18 protein-coding genes are annotated in these 16,816 nt (G+C 64.4%); 10 read left to right on the top strand and 8 right to left on the bottom strand.

The window, feature by feature from the left end; translation table 11 throughout:
- Positions 1-3: 3 nt before the first annotated feature.
- The 3 genes from P2G62_RS01195 to puuE all read right to left on the bottom strand — a co-directional run bounded on the left by P2G62_RS01195 (position 4) and on the right by puuE (position 2,799).
- Positions 4-483, bottom strand: a complete 480-nt coding sequence (locus tag P2G62_RS01195; RefSeq protein WP_275733022.1) for an ureidoglycolate lyase — start codon at positions 481-483, stop codon at positions 4-6.
- Between the two features lie 73 nt (positions 484-556).
- Positions 557-1,387, bottom strand: coding sequence for a bifunctional allantoicase/(S)-ureidoglycine aminohydrolase (locus P2G62_RS01190; RefSeq protein WP_275733021.1), 831 nt, complete (start codon positions 1,385-1,387; stop codon positions 557-559).
- Positions 1,384-2,799 (bottom strand): allantoinase PuuE, encoded by a 1,416-nt coding sequence (gene puuE / locus P2G62_RS01185; RefSeq protein ID WP_275733020.1) that lies wholly within the window; start codon positions 2,797-2,799, stop codon positions 1,384-1,386. Before puuE ends, P2G62_RS01190 begins: the two co-directional genes overlap by 4 nt.
- Positions 2,800-2,914: 115 nt before the next feature.
- Between puuE and uraH the strand changes: the two genes are divergently transcribed.
- The 7 genes from uraH (at position 2,915) to P2G62_RS01150 (ending at position 8,477) form a co-directional block, all read left to right on the top strand.
- On the top strand, positions 2,915-3,271 hold the full coding sequence (gene uraH / locus P2G62_RS01180) for a hydroxyisourate hydrolase (protein WP_275733019.1): 357 nt from the start codon (positions 2,915-2,917) through the stop codon (positions 3,269-3,271).
- Positions 3,272-3,402: 131 nt separating this feature from the next.
- Entirely contained in the window at positions 3,403-4,629 is a 1,227-nt protein-coding gene (locus tag P2G62_RS01175) for a urate hydroxylase PuuD (protein WP_275733018.1), read from the top strand.
- Positions 4,630-5,117: 488 nt separating this feature from the next.
- A complete protein-coding gene (locus P2G62_RS01170) occupies positions 5,118-5,747 on the top strand; it encodes an ATP-dependent Clp protease proteolytic subunit (RefSeq protein ID WP_275733017.1) in 630 nt (209 codons plus the stop codon).
- A gap of 117 nt (positions 5,748-5,864) precedes the next feature.
- A complete protein-coding gene (clpX, locus tag P2G62_RS01165; protein WP_275733016.1) occupies positions 5,865-7,130 on the top strand; it encodes an ATP-dependent Clp protease ATP-binding subunit ClpX in 1,266 nt (421 codons plus the stop codon).
- 126 nt (positions 7,131-7,256) lie between these two features.
- Positions 7,257-7,631, top strand: a complete 375-nt coding sequence (locus P2G62_RS01160) for an NADH:ubiquinone oxidoreductase subunit NDUFA12 (protein WP_275733015.1) — start codon at positions 7,257-7,259, stop codon at positions 7,629-7,631.
- Positions 7,632-7,656: 25 nt separating this feature from the next.
- Positions 7,657-8,115 (top strand): outer membrane lipid asymmetry maintenance protein MlaD, encoded by a 459-nt coding sequence (locus P2G62_RS01155; protein WP_275733014.1) that lies wholly within the window; start codon positions 7,657-7,659, stop codon positions 8,113-8,115.
- On the top strand, positions 8,112-8,477 hold the full coding sequence (locus tag P2G62_RS01150; RefSeq protein ID WP_275733013.1) for a DUF2155 domain-containing protein: 366 nt from the start codon (positions 8,112-8,114) through the stop codon (positions 8,475-8,477). The genes P2G62_RS01155 and P2G62_RS01150 overlap by 4 nt, the downstream gene beginning before the upstream one ends.
- Here P2G62_RS01150 and aat read toward each other — a convergent pair.
- From aat to accB, 3 genes are all read right to left on the bottom strand, one after another.
- Positions 8,441-9,079 (bottom strand): leucyl/phenylalanyl-tRNA--protein transferase, encoded by a 639-nt coding sequence (gene aat, locus P2G62_RS01145; protein WP_275733012.1) that lies wholly within the window; start codon positions 9,077-9,079, stop codon positions 8,441-8,443. The genes P2G62_RS01150 and aat overlap by 37 nt on opposite strands.
- 128 nt (positions 9,080-9,207) lie before the next feature.
- Positions 9,208-10,554, bottom strand: coding sequence for an acetyl-CoA carboxylase biotin carboxylase subunit (gene accC, locus P2G62_RS01140; protein ID WP_275733011.1), 1,347 nt, complete (start codon positions 10,552-10,554; stop codon positions 9,208-9,210).
- 10 nt (positions 10,555-10,564) lie between these two features.
- Positions 10,565-11,065 (bottom strand): acetyl-CoA carboxylase biotin carboxyl carrier protein, encoded by a 501-nt coding sequence (gene accB, locus P2G62_RS01135; protein WP_275733010.1) that lies wholly within the window; start codon positions 11,063-11,065, stop codon positions 10,565-10,567.
- A 290-nt stretch (positions 11,066-11,355) separates the two neighbouring features.
- Here accB and P2G62_RS01130 point away from each other — a divergent pair, with 290 nt between their 5' ends.
- Together P2G62_RS01130 and preA are read left to right on the top strand one after the other, a co-directional pair.
- Positions 11,356-12,693, top strand: coding sequence for an NAD(P)-dependent oxidoreductase (locus tag P2G62_RS01130; protein ID WP_275733009.1), 1,338 nt, complete (start codon positions 11,356-11,358; stop codon positions 12,691-12,693).
- 3 nt (positions 12,694-12,696) lie between these two features.
- The gene (preA, locus tag P2G62_RS01125; protein ID WP_275733008.1) at positions 12,697-14,013 is read left to right on the top strand and encodes an NAD-dependent dihydropyrimidine dehydrogenase subunit PreA; all 1,317 of its coding nucleotides are present in this window, start codon (positions 12,697-12,699) and stop codon (positions 14,011-14,013) included.
- A 3-nt stretch (positions 14,014-14,016) separates the two neighbouring features.
- Here preA and P2G62_RS01120 read toward each other — a convergent pair whose 3' ends face one another.
- Both P2G62_RS01120 and P2G62_RS01115 read right to left on the bottom strand, forming a co-directional pair.
- Positions 14,017-14,556: a hypothetical protein gene (locus P2G62_RS01120; protein ID WP_275733007.1), complete on the bottom strand. Its 540-nt coding sequence runs from the start codon at positions 14,554-14,556 to the stop codon at positions 14,017-14,019.
- A gap of 100 nt (positions 14,557-14,656) precedes the next feature.
- Entirely contained in the window at positions 14,657-15,271 is a 615-nt protein-coding gene (locus P2G62_RS01115) for a TetR family transcriptional regulator C-terminal domain-containing protein (protein WP_275733006.1), read from the bottom strand.
- Between the two features lie 196 nt (positions 15,272-15,467).
- Between P2G62_RS01115 and P2G62_RS01110 the strand changes: the two genes are divergently transcribed.
- Positions 15,468-16,793 carry an aspartate aminotransferase family protein gene (locus P2G62_RS01110; RefSeq protein WP_275733005.1) on the top strand — a complete coding sequence of 442 codons (1,326 nt, stop codon included), beginning with the start codon at positions 15,468-15,470 and terminating at the stop codon, positions 16,791-16,793.
- Positions 16,794-16,816 lie beyond the last annotated feature (23 nt).

Genomic DNA, 16,816 nt, shown 5'->3' with positions numbered 1-16,816 from the left:
TGTTTACAGATGCACCGCCAACGGTGCGCTCAGCGGGTATTCCTGCAGGTTTGCGCCGGGGCCGATCCGGTCGATCACCGCAAACAGGCCCGGCGCGGACAGGGGCGTCAGCACGCCGTGCCAGACCCCGCGATGCAGGTTGATCCCCTGCGCACCATTGGTCAGGAACGCGCGCGGCAGGCCCGGTTTGCCCCCGTCATCGGGCGCGACGATCACCAGAAACGGATCGGCGCTCATCGGGATGAAGGCCTGGCTGCCTTCGGGGTGACGTTCGAGCAGAGTGCAGATGTAGGGCAGACTGCGCGGCTCGGCCTTGAAGATCGAGATCCCGGCGCGGCCATCGGAAAACTCAAGCCGCGCGCGGTCGTGATAGCGTCCGCACAGCCCGGCGTTGATGATCTTGTCGGGCGCGCCGCTGGCGTCGAGCACATCGCCGAAGGGGGCGAAAGCGGCGGCGGTGAGGGGTTCGGCCTTGATGTTCATTGCGGGCTCCGGATGGCGAGGCCGGGGGCTGTCTGCCCCCGGACCCCCGAGGATATTTTCGCCAGTGAGAAGATCAGCGGGTGAAGGGGCCGCGCAGCCGGGCGTGGCGGTTCACGTCCTTGTAGAGCAGATAGCGGAACGGGCCCGGGCCCGCGGCATAGCAGGCCTGCGGACAATAGGCGCGCAGCCACATGAAATCGCCCGCCTCGACCTCGACCCAGTCGGTGTTGAGTTTGTAAACTGCCTTGCCTTCCAGCACATAGAGCCCGTGCTCCATGACATGGGTTTCCTCGAACGGGATCAGGCCGCCGGGCTGGAAGGTGACGATGTTGACATGCATGTCGTGGCGCAGGTCGGTGGGGTCGACGAAGCGCGTGGTGGCCCAGCGGCCGCCGGTGTCGGGCATCGCAGTGGGGGCGATTTCGCGTTCATTCGTCACGAAGGCCTCGGGCGCGGGCAGGCCGGGGGCGGGTTCGTAGAGCTTGCGCACCCAGTGGAAGCGCAGCGGATGGTCGGCGCCATTGCGCACCGCCCAGTCGGTGCCGGGCGGGATATAGGCATAGCCGCCCGCCGCGAGTTCATATTCCTGCCCGTCGAGCGACAGCCACATCTCGCCCGCGGTGACGAACAGCACCGATTGCGCACCCGGTTCCGGGTCGGGGGTGTCCGATCCGCCATCGGGGCCGACCTCCATCACATATTGGCTGAAGGTTTCGGAAAACCCGGTCATCGGGCGGGCGATCAGCCAGAGTTTGGTGTCGGTCCAACCCGGCAGATAGCTGGTGACGATGTCGGAGAAGCAGCCTTTGGGAATGACCGCATAGGCCTCGGTAAAGATCGCGCGGCCGGTCATCAACGCGGTTTGCGGCGGCAGGCCGCCCGGCGGGGTGTAGTAACCACTCATGGCAGGATGTCCTTCAGGCGCAGCGCGGCGATACGTTCGACCTGTGCGCAGGCGGTGGAAAATTCGGTTTCGGCGTCATTGGCGATGCGGGTCTTGAAGGCGCGCAGGATGCCGGTCTTGGTGTGGTCCCGCACTGCGATGATGAAGGGGAAGCCGTGGCGCGCGACATACTCGGCATTCAGCCGCTCGAAAGCGCGGCGTTCATCATCGGTCAGCGCGTCCAAGCCCGCGCTGGCCTGTTCGGATGTGCTTTCCTGGGTCAGCCGTTTGGCCTGCGCGAGTTTGCCCGCCAGATCGGGGTGGGCGCGCAGCACAGCCAGACGTTCGTCGCGCGTGGCCGAGCGGAAGACCCGTGCCAGCGCATTGTGCAGCCCGACCGCGCTGTCATGCGCGGGGCCGAGCTCCAGATCGAAGGCACGCTCGGCGATCCAGGGGGAATGTTCGAAAATGCCGCCGTAGCGGGCGACAAATGTCGCGCGGTCCATCTCGCTCGGGCGGTCGTAATGCTGCGGCGGGTGGGTCGCGGCCCAATGCGCCGCGATCTGGCCGCGGGTGGCGAACCACACGCCTTCATGCCCGCGCGCATAATCGAGGAAGCGTTTCAGCCCGGCGATCTTGCCCGGGCGCCCGATCAGGCGGCAATGCAGCCCGACCGAGAACATCTTGGCCGCGCCCGCGGCACCCTCAGCATAGAGCGTGTCGAAGGTGTCCTTCAGATAGGTGAAGAACTGTTCGCCCTCGATATAGCCGGGCGCGGTGGCAAAGCGCATGTCATTGGCTTCGAGCGTGTAGGGGATGACCAGCTGATCGCGCCCGCCAATGTGACGCCAATAGGGCAGGTCGTCATCATATGTGTCCGAAATCCAGTCGAATGCGCCGGTTTCTGCGGTCAGGCGCACCGTGTTTTCCGAACAGCGCCCGGTATACCATCCGCGCGGAGGGGTGCCCATCACCTCGGTGTGCAGGCGGATCGCCTCGGCGATCTGGGCGCGTTCCTCGGCCTCGGGCATGTCGCGATGCTCGACCCATTTCAGCCCGTGGCTGGCGATCTCCCACCCCGCCGATTGCATGGCCGCAACCTGTTCGGGGCTGCGCGCGAGCGCGGTGGCCACGCCATAGATCGTGACCGGCAGGTTCAACCCTGTAAACAGCCGATGCAGCCGCCAGAACCCGGCGCGGGCACCGTATTCATAGATCGATTCCATGTTCCAGTGCCGCTGGCCCGGCCATTGTGCGGCGCCCGCGATGTCGGACAGGAACGCTTCGGATGCGGCATCGCCATGCAGGATGCAATTCTCACCGCCCTCTTCGTAGTTCAGCACCAGCGAAATCGCGACGCGCGCGCCGCCGGGCCAGCGTGCATCGGGGGGGGTGGGGCCATGGCCGCGCATGTCGCGGGGGTATCGGGTCATTTCTGCCTCCGGGTTTTGGCCGATCAAAGGCGCAAATCGTGGCAGGCGCAAGGGGGGCCGGCCCCGCTTGCGGGGCGCGCGGGGGGCGGGCATAGTCGGCAAAAAGGAGTTTGAAATGGCCGGATATCTGACGACGCATGTGCTGGATACGGCGCGGGGACTGCCTGCCGCTGGGTTGAAGATCGAGCTTTACGCGCTGTCGGGCGCATCGCGCGCGTTGCTGGCCGAGGTGGTGACCAATGCCGACGGGCGCAGCGATGCCCCTGTTTTGCCTGCGGATCGCTTCGCGCCCGGGGTCTATGAACTGGTGTTTCACGCGGGCGATTATCTGCGTGCGACCGGGCAGGCGGGCGAGGAGCCGCTGTTTCTGGACGTGGTACCGATCCGCTTCGGAATCAGCGACGCGCAGGCGCATTACCATGTGCCGCTGTTGCTTTCGCCCTATGGGTTTTCGACCTATCGCGGCAGCTGAATTTTTGACTGCCTGATAAATTTGCACTACTGCCCCGAAATGAGGCGCCTGCGTCGTTGCGGTGATCTGGCGCGGGGGCAGGCTTGCGGTTTGCGGGGCGCTCGCGGAAGCTGGCGCAAAATGAGGTTGGGATGTTGGACACTACCTTCTGGCTGGAATGGGCGCAGTTTGCCGTGCGCTGGGTGCATGTGATTACCGCGATCGCGTGGATCGGGTCGTCGTTTTATTTCATCGCGCTCGATCTGGGGTTGCGGCCCGAGGCCGGGGCGCCCAGGGGCGTGCATGGCGCGGCCTGGCAGGTGCATGGCGGCGGATTTTACCACATCCAGAAATATCTGGTGGCGCCCGTCGCGATGCCCGAAGAGCTGACCTGGTTCAAATGGGAAAGCTATGCGACCTGGCTGTCGGGCTTTGCGATGCTGGTGCTGGTCTACTGGCTGGGGGCGGAGTTCTACCTGATCGACCCGCGGGTGGCCGATCTGCCGGTCTGGGCGGCGGTGGCGATTTCGCTGGGTTCGCTGGTGTTCGGCTGGATCGCCTATGACCTGATCTGCAAGTCGCGCTTTGGCGATGACAATACCCGGTTGATGCTGGGGCTCTATGTGATTCTGGTTGCGATGTCATGGGGTTATACGCAGGTCTTCTCGGGGCGGGCGGCCTTGCTGCATCTGGGGGCCTTCACCGCCACGATCATGTCGGCCAATGTGTTCATGGTGATCATTCCGAACCAGAAGATCGTGGTGGCCGATCTGATCGCGGGGCGCGCGCCCGATCCGAAATACGGCAAGATCGCCAAGCAGCGTTCGACCCATAACAATTACCTGACGCTGCCCGTGTTGTTTATGATGCTGTCGAACCATTACCCGCTGGCCTTCGCCAGCCAGTGGAACTGGCTGATTGCGGCGCTGGTCTTCCTGATGGGGGTGACGATCCGGCACTTCTTCAACACGATGCATGCCCACAAGGGGATGCTGTGGTGGACCTGGGGGCTGACGGCGGTCTTGTTCGCGCTGGTAGTGTGGCTGTCGTCCCTGGCGCCCGCCGAGGCCGAAGGCGAGGCGGCCGCGCGGTTGAGCCCGGCGCAGCACCGGTTCGCGGCGGCAGAGGGGTTCGATCAGGTGACGGACATCGTGCTGGGCCGCTGTTCGATGTGCCATGCCGCCGAACCCGGGTATGAGGGCATCGGACGTGCGCCGAAGAACGTGCATCTGGAGACCCCCGAACAGATCGCGGCGGCAGCAGAACAGATCTATCTGCAGGCGGGGCTGACCCATGCCATGCCGCCCGGAAACCTGAGCTTCATGGAAGATCAGGAGCGCGCGGCCATCAGGGCCTGGTTCGCTGCGGGGCGGAGCTGAGCCCCTGCGCCATTCTGGATTGTGGCGTGCCCGGGGACGGGCCGCCATGCCGTTTTGGGCCCGGTCCGCGCGACTGATTCGTCCTTACTCCAGCCACCAGAACCACCTGGTTCAGGCGCATCCGCTCTGCGAGGCGCGCAGAGCAAGCTGGCCAACGGCGGCGATGTGCTTGTGCATCTGTGCGAGGACGCTGCTGTCGGTCGTGCAGGCCTGTCACCGTGATGCCGGCGGATCAGGCCGGCCCGATGACCATCGTCTGGAAAAGGACCGACCGGGAGCTGGGCGTTTGGAACCGGGCTGTGGCAGTGGCGACATTCCGGCACGGTGGGGGCGATTTGCCGGCAATCAAGGCGCCGCTCTTTGCGCAGGATTGGCCGCGTTCTGGGCAAGATTTTTCTCCCGCCCTTGCAGCGCCTAGCCCGCGACACTAAGACTCCGGTAAAGTTCTGTGGCTATGACAGCAAGAGACACGCAGGGAAGGCAGGCCGATGAGAGATCCGATTGAGACCTATATGAATACGCTGGTGCCGATGGTGGTCGAACAGACCTCGCGCGGCGAGCGGGCGTATGACATCTATTCGCGCCTGTTGAAGGAACGGATCATCTTTCTGGCGGGCCCGGTGCATGACGGCATGTCGACGCTGATCTGCGCGCAGCTGCTGTTTCTGGAAGCGGAAAACCCGAACAAGGAAATCGCGATGTATATCAACAGCCCGGGGGGCGTGGTGACCTCGGGCCTGTCGATCTATGACACGATGCAATACATCAAGCCGAAGGTCTCGACGCTGGTGATCGGGCAGGCGGCCTCGATGGGGTCGCTGCTGCTGACCGCGGGCGAAAAGGGGATGCGGTTCTCGCTGCCCAATAGCCGCGTGATGGTGCACCAGCCCTCGGGCGGGTACCAGGGCCAGGCCACCGACATCATGATCCACGCGCAGGAGACGCAGAAGCTGAAGCGCCGCCTGAACGAGATCTACGTCAAGCACACCGGCAACGATTACGAAACGGTCGAGGCCGCGCTGGAGCGTGACAACTTCATGTCGGCCGAGCAGGCGAAGGACTGGGGTCTGATCGACGAGATCCTGGAAAACCGCGGCAAGGCCGAAGACGCAAAATGACCGGGCCCGCAAGCGGGCGGTCATTTTGACATTGTGATGAACATTGGGCTGCCCTAGACTTTTGCCTAAGACAGCTCATCACGGACCCGGGCATCCGGGCCAGCGCAGAGGATTACGATGGCGAATAATTCCGGCTCCGACAGCAAGAACACGCTTTACTGCTCGTTCTGCGGCAAGAGCCAGCACGAGGTCCGCAAACTGATCGCGGGTCCGACCGTGTTCATCTGCGACGAATGCGTCGAATTGTGCATGGATATCATCCGCGAAGAGACGAAATCCTCGGGGCTGAAAACCACCGACGGCGTGCCGACCCCGCGCGATATCTGCAAGGTTCTGGACGATTATGTGATCGGTCAGGAACATGCCAAACGGGTGCTCTCGGTCGCGGTTCACAACCATTACAAGCGGCTCAATCACGGCTCGAAAAGCGATATCGAGCTGTCGAAATCGAACATCCTGCTGATCGGCCCGACCGGCTGCGGCAAGACCCTGCTGGCGCAGACGCTGGCGCGGATTCTGGATGTGCCGTTCACCATGGCCGATGCGACCACGCTGACCGAGGCGGGTTATGTCGGCGAGGATGTGGAGAACATCATCCTCAAGCTGCTGCAGGCCAGCGAATACAACGTCGAACGTGCGCAGCGCGGCATCGTCTATATCGACGAGGTCGACAAGATCACGCGCAAGTCCGACAATCCCTCGATTACCCGCGACGTGTCGGGCGAAGGGGTGCAGCAGGCACTGCTGAAGATCATGGAAGGCACGGTCGCCTCGGTGCCGCCGCAAGGCGGGCGCAAGCATCCGCAGCAGGAATTCCTGCAGGTCGACACCACGAACATCCTGTTCATCTGTGGCGGGGCGTTTGCGGGGCTGGACCGGATCATCGCGCAGCGCGGCAAGGGCACGGCGATCGGCTTTGGCGCGGATGTGAAGAACAACGACGACCGCGGCGTGGGCGAGATCTTCAAGGAACTCGAACCCGAGGATCTGCTGAAATTCGGCCTGATCCCGGAATTCGTGGGCCGTCTGCCGGTGATCGCCACGCTGACCGATCTCGACGAGGCGGCGCTGGTCACCATTCTGACCGAGCCCAAGAACGCGCTGGTCAAGCAGTATCAGCGCCTGTTCGACATCGAGGGCGTCAAGCTGACCTTCACCGACGATGCGCTCAGCGCCATCGCGAAGCGCGCGATCAAGCGCAAGACCGGTGCGCGGGGCCTGCGGTCGATCATGGAGGATATCCTGCTCGACACGATGTTCGAATTGCCGGGGCTCGACTCGGTGCAGGAAGTGGTGGTGAACGAAGAGGCGGTGGAGACCCCCGATGCGAAGCCGCTGCTGATCCATTCGGACACGAAAAAAGAACCCAAAACCGCCGGTTAAGGCGGGGCGACGGCGGGCGAAGGCCCGCCGTTTTGCTTTGAAGGGGCGCGACAATCCGTCCTAAATCACTGGACCTCGCTGCGCCCTGCGCTATAAGGGGCCAAGCAAGCTCTGCGGAGGTAACTGATGAAATTCCTGCTTCGCCTTCTGACCTGGTGGAACGGCCAGACCCTTGGCACCCAGATCTTTACCGCTCGCAAAGGCGTGAAAGTGGGCGAGGACGAGCAAGGCAACGCCTATTACCAGACCCGCGACGGCAAGCGCCGTTGGGTCATCTACAACGGTGAGGTGCAGGCGAGCCGGATTTCCCCCGATTGGCATGGCTGGATCCATTTCACCTGGGACGAGCCGCCGACCAAGACCCCGCTGAAGCACAAGGCCTGGGAACTTCCGCATCAGGAAAACCAGACCGGCCTGGTCACCGCCTATGCGCCTGCCGGGTCGCTGCGCCGCATCCAGCCGCTGGAGCGCCGCGATTACGAGGCGTGGCAGCCGAAGTGAGACTTGACCCTTTCTGGAGGGTGGCATGAGCGAAAATCGTGCGGAACTTCTGGCCGGGGCGGTCGTTCTGGCGGCCGCCATCGGCTTCATGGCTTGGGCGGGCAAGGGCATTGGCCTTGGCACGAGCGTGGGCAGCTATCCGCTGCACGCCTCGTTCCGTTCGGTCGAGGGGGTCGTGGTGGGCACCGATGTGCGCATGGCGGGCGTCAAGGTCGGCACCGTGACCGATGTCGTCCTGAACCCGAAAACCTTCTTCGCCGACACCACCATCAGCCTGCGCGACGATGTGATCCTGCCCGACGATTCGGCTATTCTGGTGTCGTCCGAGGGGCTGATGGGCGGGTCGTTCATCGAAATCATTCCGGGCGGCAGCCTCGACAATCTGGCGGCAGGGGATGAGATCCTCGACACGCAGGGGGCGGTTTCGGTGATTTCGCTGATGATGAAATTCGCGGGCGGCAGTTCCGAGGAGGCACCGCAATGATCCGGGCTTTGATGCTGGCGCTCCTGTTGTCGGGGGCTGCCCAGGCGCAGGAGGCGCCCGAGGGCACGGCCGAGGCCGGGGGGGCGCTGCTGCGCGGGCTCGACAAGGTTGCGGGCACGGCCTCCGATATCCAGCTTGCGGTGGGGCAGACGGCGGAATTCGGCCATATCACCGTGACGCTGCGCGAGTGCCGCTATCCGGCGGACGATCCGTCGTCGAACGCCTATGCCTATCTGATCATTGCCGACAAGGGCGCCGCCGAACCGGTCTTCTCTGGCTGGATGATCGCGGACAGCCCGGCATTGTCGGCGCTGGATCATCAGCGCTATGACGTCTGGGTCATCCGCTGCAAGATTGACTGAGCATCCGGCACCGGCGGCGCGGTGAAATCGGCGCGCTGCTGCAGGGCCTGCGCCAGTTGCGCGCGATAGGCGGCGCGGGGGATCTCGATCCCGCCAAGGCTTGCCAGATGCGGGGTCAGGTATTGCGTATCGAACAGGACGAACCCGGCCTGCCGCAGCCGGTCGACGGTATAGGCCAGGGCGACCTTCGAGGCGTTTGTCGCCCGGGAAAACATGCTTTCGCCGAAAAAGGCCCCGCCCAGCGTGACGCCGAAAATCCCACCGACCAGAGTGTCGCCCTGCCAGACCTCCAAACTATGCGCGAAGCCAGCGGCATGCAGCTGGTCGTATAGGGCGAACAAGGGTCCGTTGATCCAGGTCTCGGGGCGGTCGGCACAGCCTTCGACCACGGCACGAAAGGCGGTGTCGGTTCGGATCGTGAAAGTCCCGCGGCGGATCACCCGGGCGAGCGAACGGGAAATGTGGAAATTGTCCAAGGGGATCACCCCGCGCAACTGCGGTTCGAACCAGTGCAGCTCCGGGTTCTCGCGGCTTTCGGCCATCGGGAAAATCCCCTGGGCATAACCTGCCAGCAATAGCTCGGGGCTGAGGGGAGGAAACATGGCGGGCCTGTGATCGCTTGGTGCGCGCTCACGATGGCAAAGAACGCGGGCAAGCGCAAAGCGGTTTTGGCAAAAGCCACGGAATGAAAAACGCCCCCGAAACGGGGGCGTTTGTCTGGTCGTAACGCTTAGCCGAAGGTGCGGGCTAGCCATTTTTCCAGCCAGTGGATCGAATAATCCCCGGACTGGATGTCAGGCTCGGCCAGCAGCGCGTTGAACAGCGGCACAGTGGTGTCGACCCCGTCGACGATCAACTCGCCCAGGGCGCGGCTCAGACGGGCCAGCGCCTCGTCGCGGTCGCGGCCATGCACGATCAGCTTGCCGATCAGGCTGTCGTAATAGGGCGGGATCTTGTAGCCGTCATAGAGCGCACTATCCATCCGCACACCCAGACCGCCCGGCGCATGATACTGGGTGATCTTGCCGGGGCAGGGGCTGAAATTCGGCAGTTTCTCGGCGTTGATCCGCACCTCGATCGCGGCGCCGCGGATCTTCAGGTCTTCCTGACGGAATTCCATCGGCAGGCCGGCGGCCACGCGGATCTGTTCGCGCACCAGATCGACATCAAAGATCGCCTCGGTCACCGGGTGTTCGACCTGCAGGCGGGTGTTCATTTCGATGAAATAGAACTCGCCGTCCTCGAACAGGAATTCGATGGTGCCCGCGCCCGAATAGCCCAGTTTCGCCATTGCATCGGCGCAGATCCCACCGATGCGGGCGCGCTGTTCGGGGGTGATGCAGGGGCCGGGGGCCTCTTCGAACACCTTCTGGTGACGGCGCTGCAACGAGCAGTCGCGCTCGCCCAGATGCACGGCGCGGCCCTTGCCGTCGCCGAAGACCTGAATTTCGATGTGACGCGGCCGCTGGAGGTATTTCTCCATATAGACCTCGTCATTGCCGAAGGCGGCCTTGGCTTCTGAACGCGCGGTGCGGAACGCCACTTCCAGCGTGCTTTCGTCCTGCGCCACCTTCATGCCACGCCCGCCACCGCCGGCGGTGGCCTTGATGATCACCGGATAGCCGATTTCCGCGGCCACCTTGCGGGCGGTCTCGTAATCGGGAACGCCGCCGTCCGAGCCGGGCACGACGGGAATCCCAAGGTTTTTCGCGGTTTCCTTGGCGGTGATCTTGTCGCCCATGATGCGGATATGCGCCGCCGAGGGGCCGATGAAGGTGATGTCGTGATCTTCCAGCACCTGCACGAAGGTCGCGTTTTCGGACAGGAAGCCATAGCCCGGGTGGATCGCCTGCGCGCCGGTGATTTCGCAGGCCGCGACCAGCGCCGGGATCGACAGATAGCTTTCCGACGAGGGGTTCGGCCCGATGCAGACCGATTCATCGGCCATGCGCACATGCATCGCGTCGCTGTCGGCGGTGGAGTGAACGGCGACCGAGGCGATCCCCATCTCTCGGCAGGCGCGGATCACGCGCAGCGCGATCTCGCCGCGGTTGGCGATCAGGATCTTGTCGAACATGGGGGCCCCCTTACTCGACGATCATCAGCGGCGTGCCGAATTCGACCGGCGTGCCGTCTTCCACCAGAATCCGCTTCACCGTGCCTGCTTTGGGCGCCGGAATGTGGTTCATGGTCTTCATCGCCTCGATGATCATCAGCGTCTGGCCTTCCTTGACCTGTGCGCCAACGGTGACGAAGGGCGCGGCACCCGGTTCGGCCGCCATATAGGCGGTGCCGACCATCGGCGAGGCCACGGCGCCCGGATGGCTGGCCGGATCGGCAGGGGCGGCGGTTGCGGCTGCGGGTGCTGCGGTCGCGGCCGCAGGGGCCGGGGCGGCAGCCGTGGCGGGCGCGGCATAAACCGGGGCCGGGGCCGCAATCACGGTCGCCTGTTTGACGACGCGGACTTCGAGGCTGTCGTCCTCGCCATATTCGCGCACGACCGCCAGTTCGGTCAGCTCGTTCTTGTTCAGAAGCTCAGCCAGCGCCTGAATGAAGGCCACGTCGTTTTCATGGGAGTGTTTGGTCATGCCGTCCTCGAAGGGTGCGTTTCACGTTCTTGTCCGGCCTGTCGTATCGCAGGCCGTGCGGTATTGCGGCCCGTTATACGCGAGGCGGCAGGGCGAGGAAAGTGGGAACGACTGACGTAACGTCCCCGTGCGCGCGTCGTGTCTGATTAAACTTTGGGCAATTGCGCGGTGTTTGGGCGCGTGTCGCGCGCCGGCGGGGCGATCTCTGGCGGTTCCGTATTTTACCGCTTGATAAAATTTCTGCCTGTGGCAGCGTGAGGGAAATAAAAAGCAAGCCAGGGAGGTCCAAGGTGACCAATAGCCAGCTTACCCCCGGTGTGGTGCCGGGGCGGCTCTCGCCGCAGGAATATGATGCGAATTTCGCCGATGTCGCGCCGCCGCTGGACGCACATGAGGCGCAGGTGGCGGCGGATCGGTGTTATTTCTGCCATGACGCGCCCTGCATGACGGCCTGTCCGACCTCGATCGACATTCCGCTGTTCATCCGCCAGATCGCGACCGGCACCCCCGAGGCTGCGGCAAAAACCATTCTGGGGCAGAATATTCTGGGCGGCATGTGCGCCCGGGTCTGCCCGACCGAAACGCTGTGCGAAGGCGACTGCGTGCGGATGGAATCCGAGGGCAAGCCGGTCGAGATCGGCGCGCTGCAACGCTTCGCCACCGATACGCTGATGGCGGCGGGCAAGCATCCCTTCACCCGCGCCGCCCCGACCGGCAAATCGGTGGCGGTGGTGGGCGCGGGGCCTGCGGGCCTGTCGGCGGCGCACCGTCTGGCGATGCGCGGCCATGAGGTCACGATCTATGACGCGCGCCCCAAGCCCGGCGGGCTGAACGAATACGGCATCGCCTCCTACAAGGCGCCCGAGGCCTTCGCGAGCGCCGAGGTGGCCTGGCTTTTGCAGATCGGCGGCATCACCGTGGTGCAGAACTGGCAGATGGGGCGCGCGGGCGACGGCACGCTTGACGATCTTCTGGCCGACCATGATGCGGTGTTCCTGGGCATGGGCCTGTCGGGTGTGAACGCGCTGAACCTGCCGGGCGAGGAACTGGCGATACCCGCCACCGATTTCATCGCGGCGCTGCGCCAGACCGAGGATCTGTCGACCCTGCCGATCGGGCGCAAAGTCGTGGTGATCGGCGGCGGCATGACCGCAGTCGATGCGGCGGTGCAGGCAAAACTGCTGGGGGCCGAGACCTCGACCATCGTCTATCGCCGCTCGCAGGGGGAAATGCCCGCCTCGGAACACGAACAGGATCATGCGCTTGGCTGCAATGTCCGGCTGATCTGCAACGCCGCGCCGGTAGCGATCCATGCGGTCGAAGGTGGGCTTGAGGTCGAATTCGCGCGCACCGAAACCACGGGCGCGGGGCTGCGCAAGCTGGACGATACCTTCCGGCTCAAGGCCGATCAGGTGTTCACCGCGATTGGCCAGACCCTGGGTGCCACGCCTGCCGAAATCCGGTTGGCCGGTGGCAAGATCGCCGTCGATGGCGCGGGGCGCACCAGCCTGTCGCGGGTCTGGGCGGGGGGCGATTGCGCGCTTGGCGGCGAGGATCTGACCGTCACCGCCGTGGCCGAAGGCCGCGATGCCGCGGAAGACATGCACAAATTTCTGATTGGGGAGTGACCCATGGCCGATCTGCGTTCTGAATTCGTGGGGATCAAATCCCCGAACCCGTTCTGGCTGGCCTCGGCCCCGCCGACCGACAAGGAATATAACGTGCGCCGCGCCTATGAGGCAGGCTGGGGCGGCGTGGTCTGGAAGACGCTGGGCAGCGAGGGGCCGCCGGTGGTGAACGTTTCGGGGCCGCGCTATGGCGTGATCTATGGCGCCGACCGCCGCGTGCTGGGGATCAACAATATCGAGCTGATTACCGACCGCCCGCTGGAGGTGAACCTGCGCGAGATCAAATCGGTCAAGCGCGACTATCCCGACCGCGCGCTGGTCGTCAGCCTGATGGTGCCCTGCGACGAGGCCAGCTGGAAGGCGATCCTGCCGCTGGTCGAGGAGACTGGCGCCGATGGGGTCGAACTCAATTTCGGCTGCCCGCATGGCATGGCCGAACGCGGCATGGGTTCGGCCGTGGGGCAGGTGCCGGAATATATCGAGATGGTCACCCGCTGGGTGAAACAGAACACGCGGATGCCCTGCATCGTGAAGCTGACGCCCAATATCACCGATGTGCGCAAACCCGCCGAGGCCGCCAAGCGCGGCGGCGCCGATGCGGTCAGCCTGATCAACACGATCAACTCGATCACCTCGGTCAATCTGGACGATTTCGCGCCCGAACCCATGATCGACGGCATGGGCACGCATGGCGGCTATTGCGGCCCGGCGGTCAAGCCGATCGCGCTGAACATGGTCGCGGAAATCGCGCGCAATGCCGAAACCGCGGGTCTGCCGATTTCCGGCATCGGCGGGGTCACGACCTGGCGCGACGCGGCCGAGTTCATGGCGCTTGGCGCGGGCAATGTGCAGGTCTGCACGGCCGCGATGACCTATGGGTTCAAGGTCGTGCAGGAAATGATTTCGGGCCTGTCCGAGTACATGGACCGCAAGGGCATGGTCTCGACCTCGGAAATCGTGGGGCGCGCGGTGCCGAAGGTGACCGACTGGCAATATCTGAACCTGAATTACGTCACCAAGGCGGTGATCAATCAGGACGATTGCATCAAATGCGGGCGCTGCTATGCCGCTTGCGAGGATACCTCGCATCAGGCCATCGCGATGGACGAGGACCGTACCTTCACCGTCAAGGATGAGGAATGCGTCGCCTGCAACCTGTGCGTCGATGTCTGCCCGGTGGATTGCATCACCATGCGCGAACTGGCCAAGGGCGAGACCGACCCCCGCACCGGGCGCGAGGTCGGCGACTATGCCAACTGGACGACGCATCCGAACAACCCGTCCTCGGCCAGCTTCTGCGGGCTTCGCCCCGCAGAGTAGGCCCTAGCGGGTCAAATCCAGGCTCGGCTCCGGCGCCTGATCCAGCTTTTGCCAGTCGCCCTGCGGGGCGGGGGCAGGCGGGTCTGCCGGGGCCTTGGTCGTCGCCGACGGGGCGAGGGACGCTGCCGCGGGCTCTGTCATGGGCCCTTGAATGGGGCCTTCGGGCGCGGTGTCCGTCGTCATGGGGCGCACGTTTTGCACGGCCTTGCGTCGCGTGGCCTCTGCCTCCAGCGGAGTCATTTCGAAGGTCGGCGGCGGCCCGGTCGGTGCATCCGGGTCGGGCGGAGGGCCACTGTCGCCTTCGTTCTGCGCCAGCGCGGCGGCTGTGCCCTGGCTCAGCACGGCCTGTTGCATCAGCTGCGCCCGCACCTGTTGGGCCCGGTCCTGGCCGGTCTGCGTGTCAACCTCGGCCCCCATGCCGCCATTGGTATTCGCGGCCTTCGCCGCCGGTTCGACCGTCGTGGCCGGCGCGTGTTTCGGCGGCGCCGGCATCAGCACCGGCGACCAGCCAATCTGAGGCATAAGCCCCGAAATCCGGTCCATCCCCACTCTCCTCGCATATAGACCCCCACGAGACGACTCTGCGCGTCAGGGGTGAAGGAAGGATGAATCCCGGACGATTTCTGAAAACGGAGTTAACGCCTCAGGGCGCCAGCAGCCGCTCGAACAGCATGTCGAGGAACGATCCGGCCTCGGCGAAGGGGTCGCGATCAGGCCCCAGAACCGCCCGCACCTGCACGTCGAAATCGGCATAATGCTGGGTCAGCGCCCAGATCGAGAAGATCAGGTGATAGGGGTCGACCGGCGCGATCCGGCCCGCGTCGGCCCAGGCCTGGATCACGGCGGCCTTGTCGTCGACCAGCGTCTTCAGATCGCCCTCGATGCCCGCCATCATCCGCGGCGCGCCCTGCAGAATTTCATTGGCAAACAGCCGGCTCTCGCGCGGCATCTCGCGCGACATCTCCAGCTTGCGGCGCATGTAGGCCATGATTTCGGCGCGCGGCTCGCCCGCCGGGTCCATCGCGCGCAGGGGCGCCAGCCAGACATCCATCAACCCGCCCAGCAGCTCCAGATGGATCGCTTCTTTCGAGGGGAAATAATACAGCAGGTTCGGCTTGCTCAGCCCCGCGACCTCGGCGATCTGATCGAGCGTCGCCCCGCGAAACCCCTGCGCCGAGAATACGTCCAGCGCAGCCTGCAGAATCGCCTCGGTGTTGCGGCGCTGAATCCGGGTCTGTGGGCGCGGCGTCTCGTTCACAATCAATCCTCCCAATTGCGGGGCCTATAGCGCAGCCCTTGACAGCAATCAACGCCGGGGTGTCCATATTTGCCATGCATGACGGCTTCTCGGGCGGCGCTGCTTGACTGGCGCAAAGCGCATGCTAGCGTGCAACCTGACCAAGTAGTCAAATCATAATCCGGCCCCCCTGCGGGCCTTTCCACGGGAGACCCCAATGGCGCTGGACCGCAAGACGCCCAACGATCTGAACGCATTCTGGATGCCTTTCACCGCGAACCGGCAGTTCAAGAAGAACCCGCGCATGTTCGTGGGCGCCAAGGACATGCATTATACCACCGCCGACGGGCGTCAGGTGCTGGATGGCACTGCCGGGTTGTGGTGCTGCAACGCGGGCCATTGCCGCCCCAAAATCACCGAGGCGATCCAGAAGCAGGCCGCCGAGATGGATTATGCGCCCGCCTTCCAGATGGGCCACCCGGCAGCGTTCGAACTGGCTAACCGGTTGGTCGAGATCGCGCCCGACGGGATGGAACATGTGTTCTACACCAACTCGGGTTCGGAATCGGTCGAGACCGCGCTGAAGCTGGCGATCGCCTATCACCGGGCGCGCGGCGACGGGGCGCGCACCCGGCTGATCGGGCGCGAGCGCGGCTATCACGGGGTGAACTTCGGTGGGATCTCGGTCGGTGGCATCGTCACCAACCGCAAGGTCTTCGGCCCGCTGGTCCCGGGTGTGGACCATATGCCCCACACCCACCTGCCCGCGCAGAACGCCTTCACCAAGGGCCAGCCCGAACATGGCGCGCATCTGGCCGACGAGCTGGAGCGGATCGTGGCGCTGCATGGCGCTGAAACCATCGCGGCGGTCATCGTCGAGCCGATGGCGGGGTCGACCGGCGTGCTGCTGCCGCCCAAGGGCTATCTGCAGAAGCTGCGCGAAATCACCCGCAAACACGGCATCCTGCTGATCTTCGACGAGGTGATCACCGGGTTCGGCCGTCTGGGCAGTGCCTTCGCCGGCCAGCATTACGGCGTGACGCCCGACATCATGACCACCGCCAAGGGCCTGACCAACGGCGTGATCCCGATGGGTGCGGTGATGACCACGGCGGCGGTGCATGACGCCTTCATGACCGGCCCCGAGCACATGATCGAGCTGTTCCACGGCTATACCTATTCCGGCAACCCGATCGCCAGCGCCGCGGGCATCGCCACGCTGGAAACCTATCGCGAGGAAGGCCTGTTCGAACGCGCGGCCGAACTGGCACCCTATTGGCAAGAGGCGCTGCACAGCCTGCGCGGCACCCGCAACGTCATCGACATCCGCAACGAAGGCCTGATCGGCGCGGTCGAGCTGGAAAGCATTCCGGGCGAACCCACGAAACGGGCGTTCTCGGCCTTCCTGAAAGCCTATGAAAAAGGCATCCTGATCCGCACCACGGGCGACATCATCGCAATGAGCCCGCCGCTGATCATTTCCAAAGTCGAGATCGACCAGCTGATCGGCACGCTGAAAGACGTGCTGGATACGCTGGAGTAATCCGGTCTGGTGCATCAAAAAAA

The organism is Paenirhodobacter sp. CAU 1674 (assembly GCF_029222945.1).
In the GTDB taxonomy this organism is placed as follows: domain Bacteria; phylum Pseudomonadota; class Alphaproteobacteria; order Rhodobacterales; family Rhodobacteraceae; genus Rhodobacter.
Note: the sequence above shows the minus strand (reverse complement) of the source record. Positions and strands in the feature narration are given on the sequence as shown.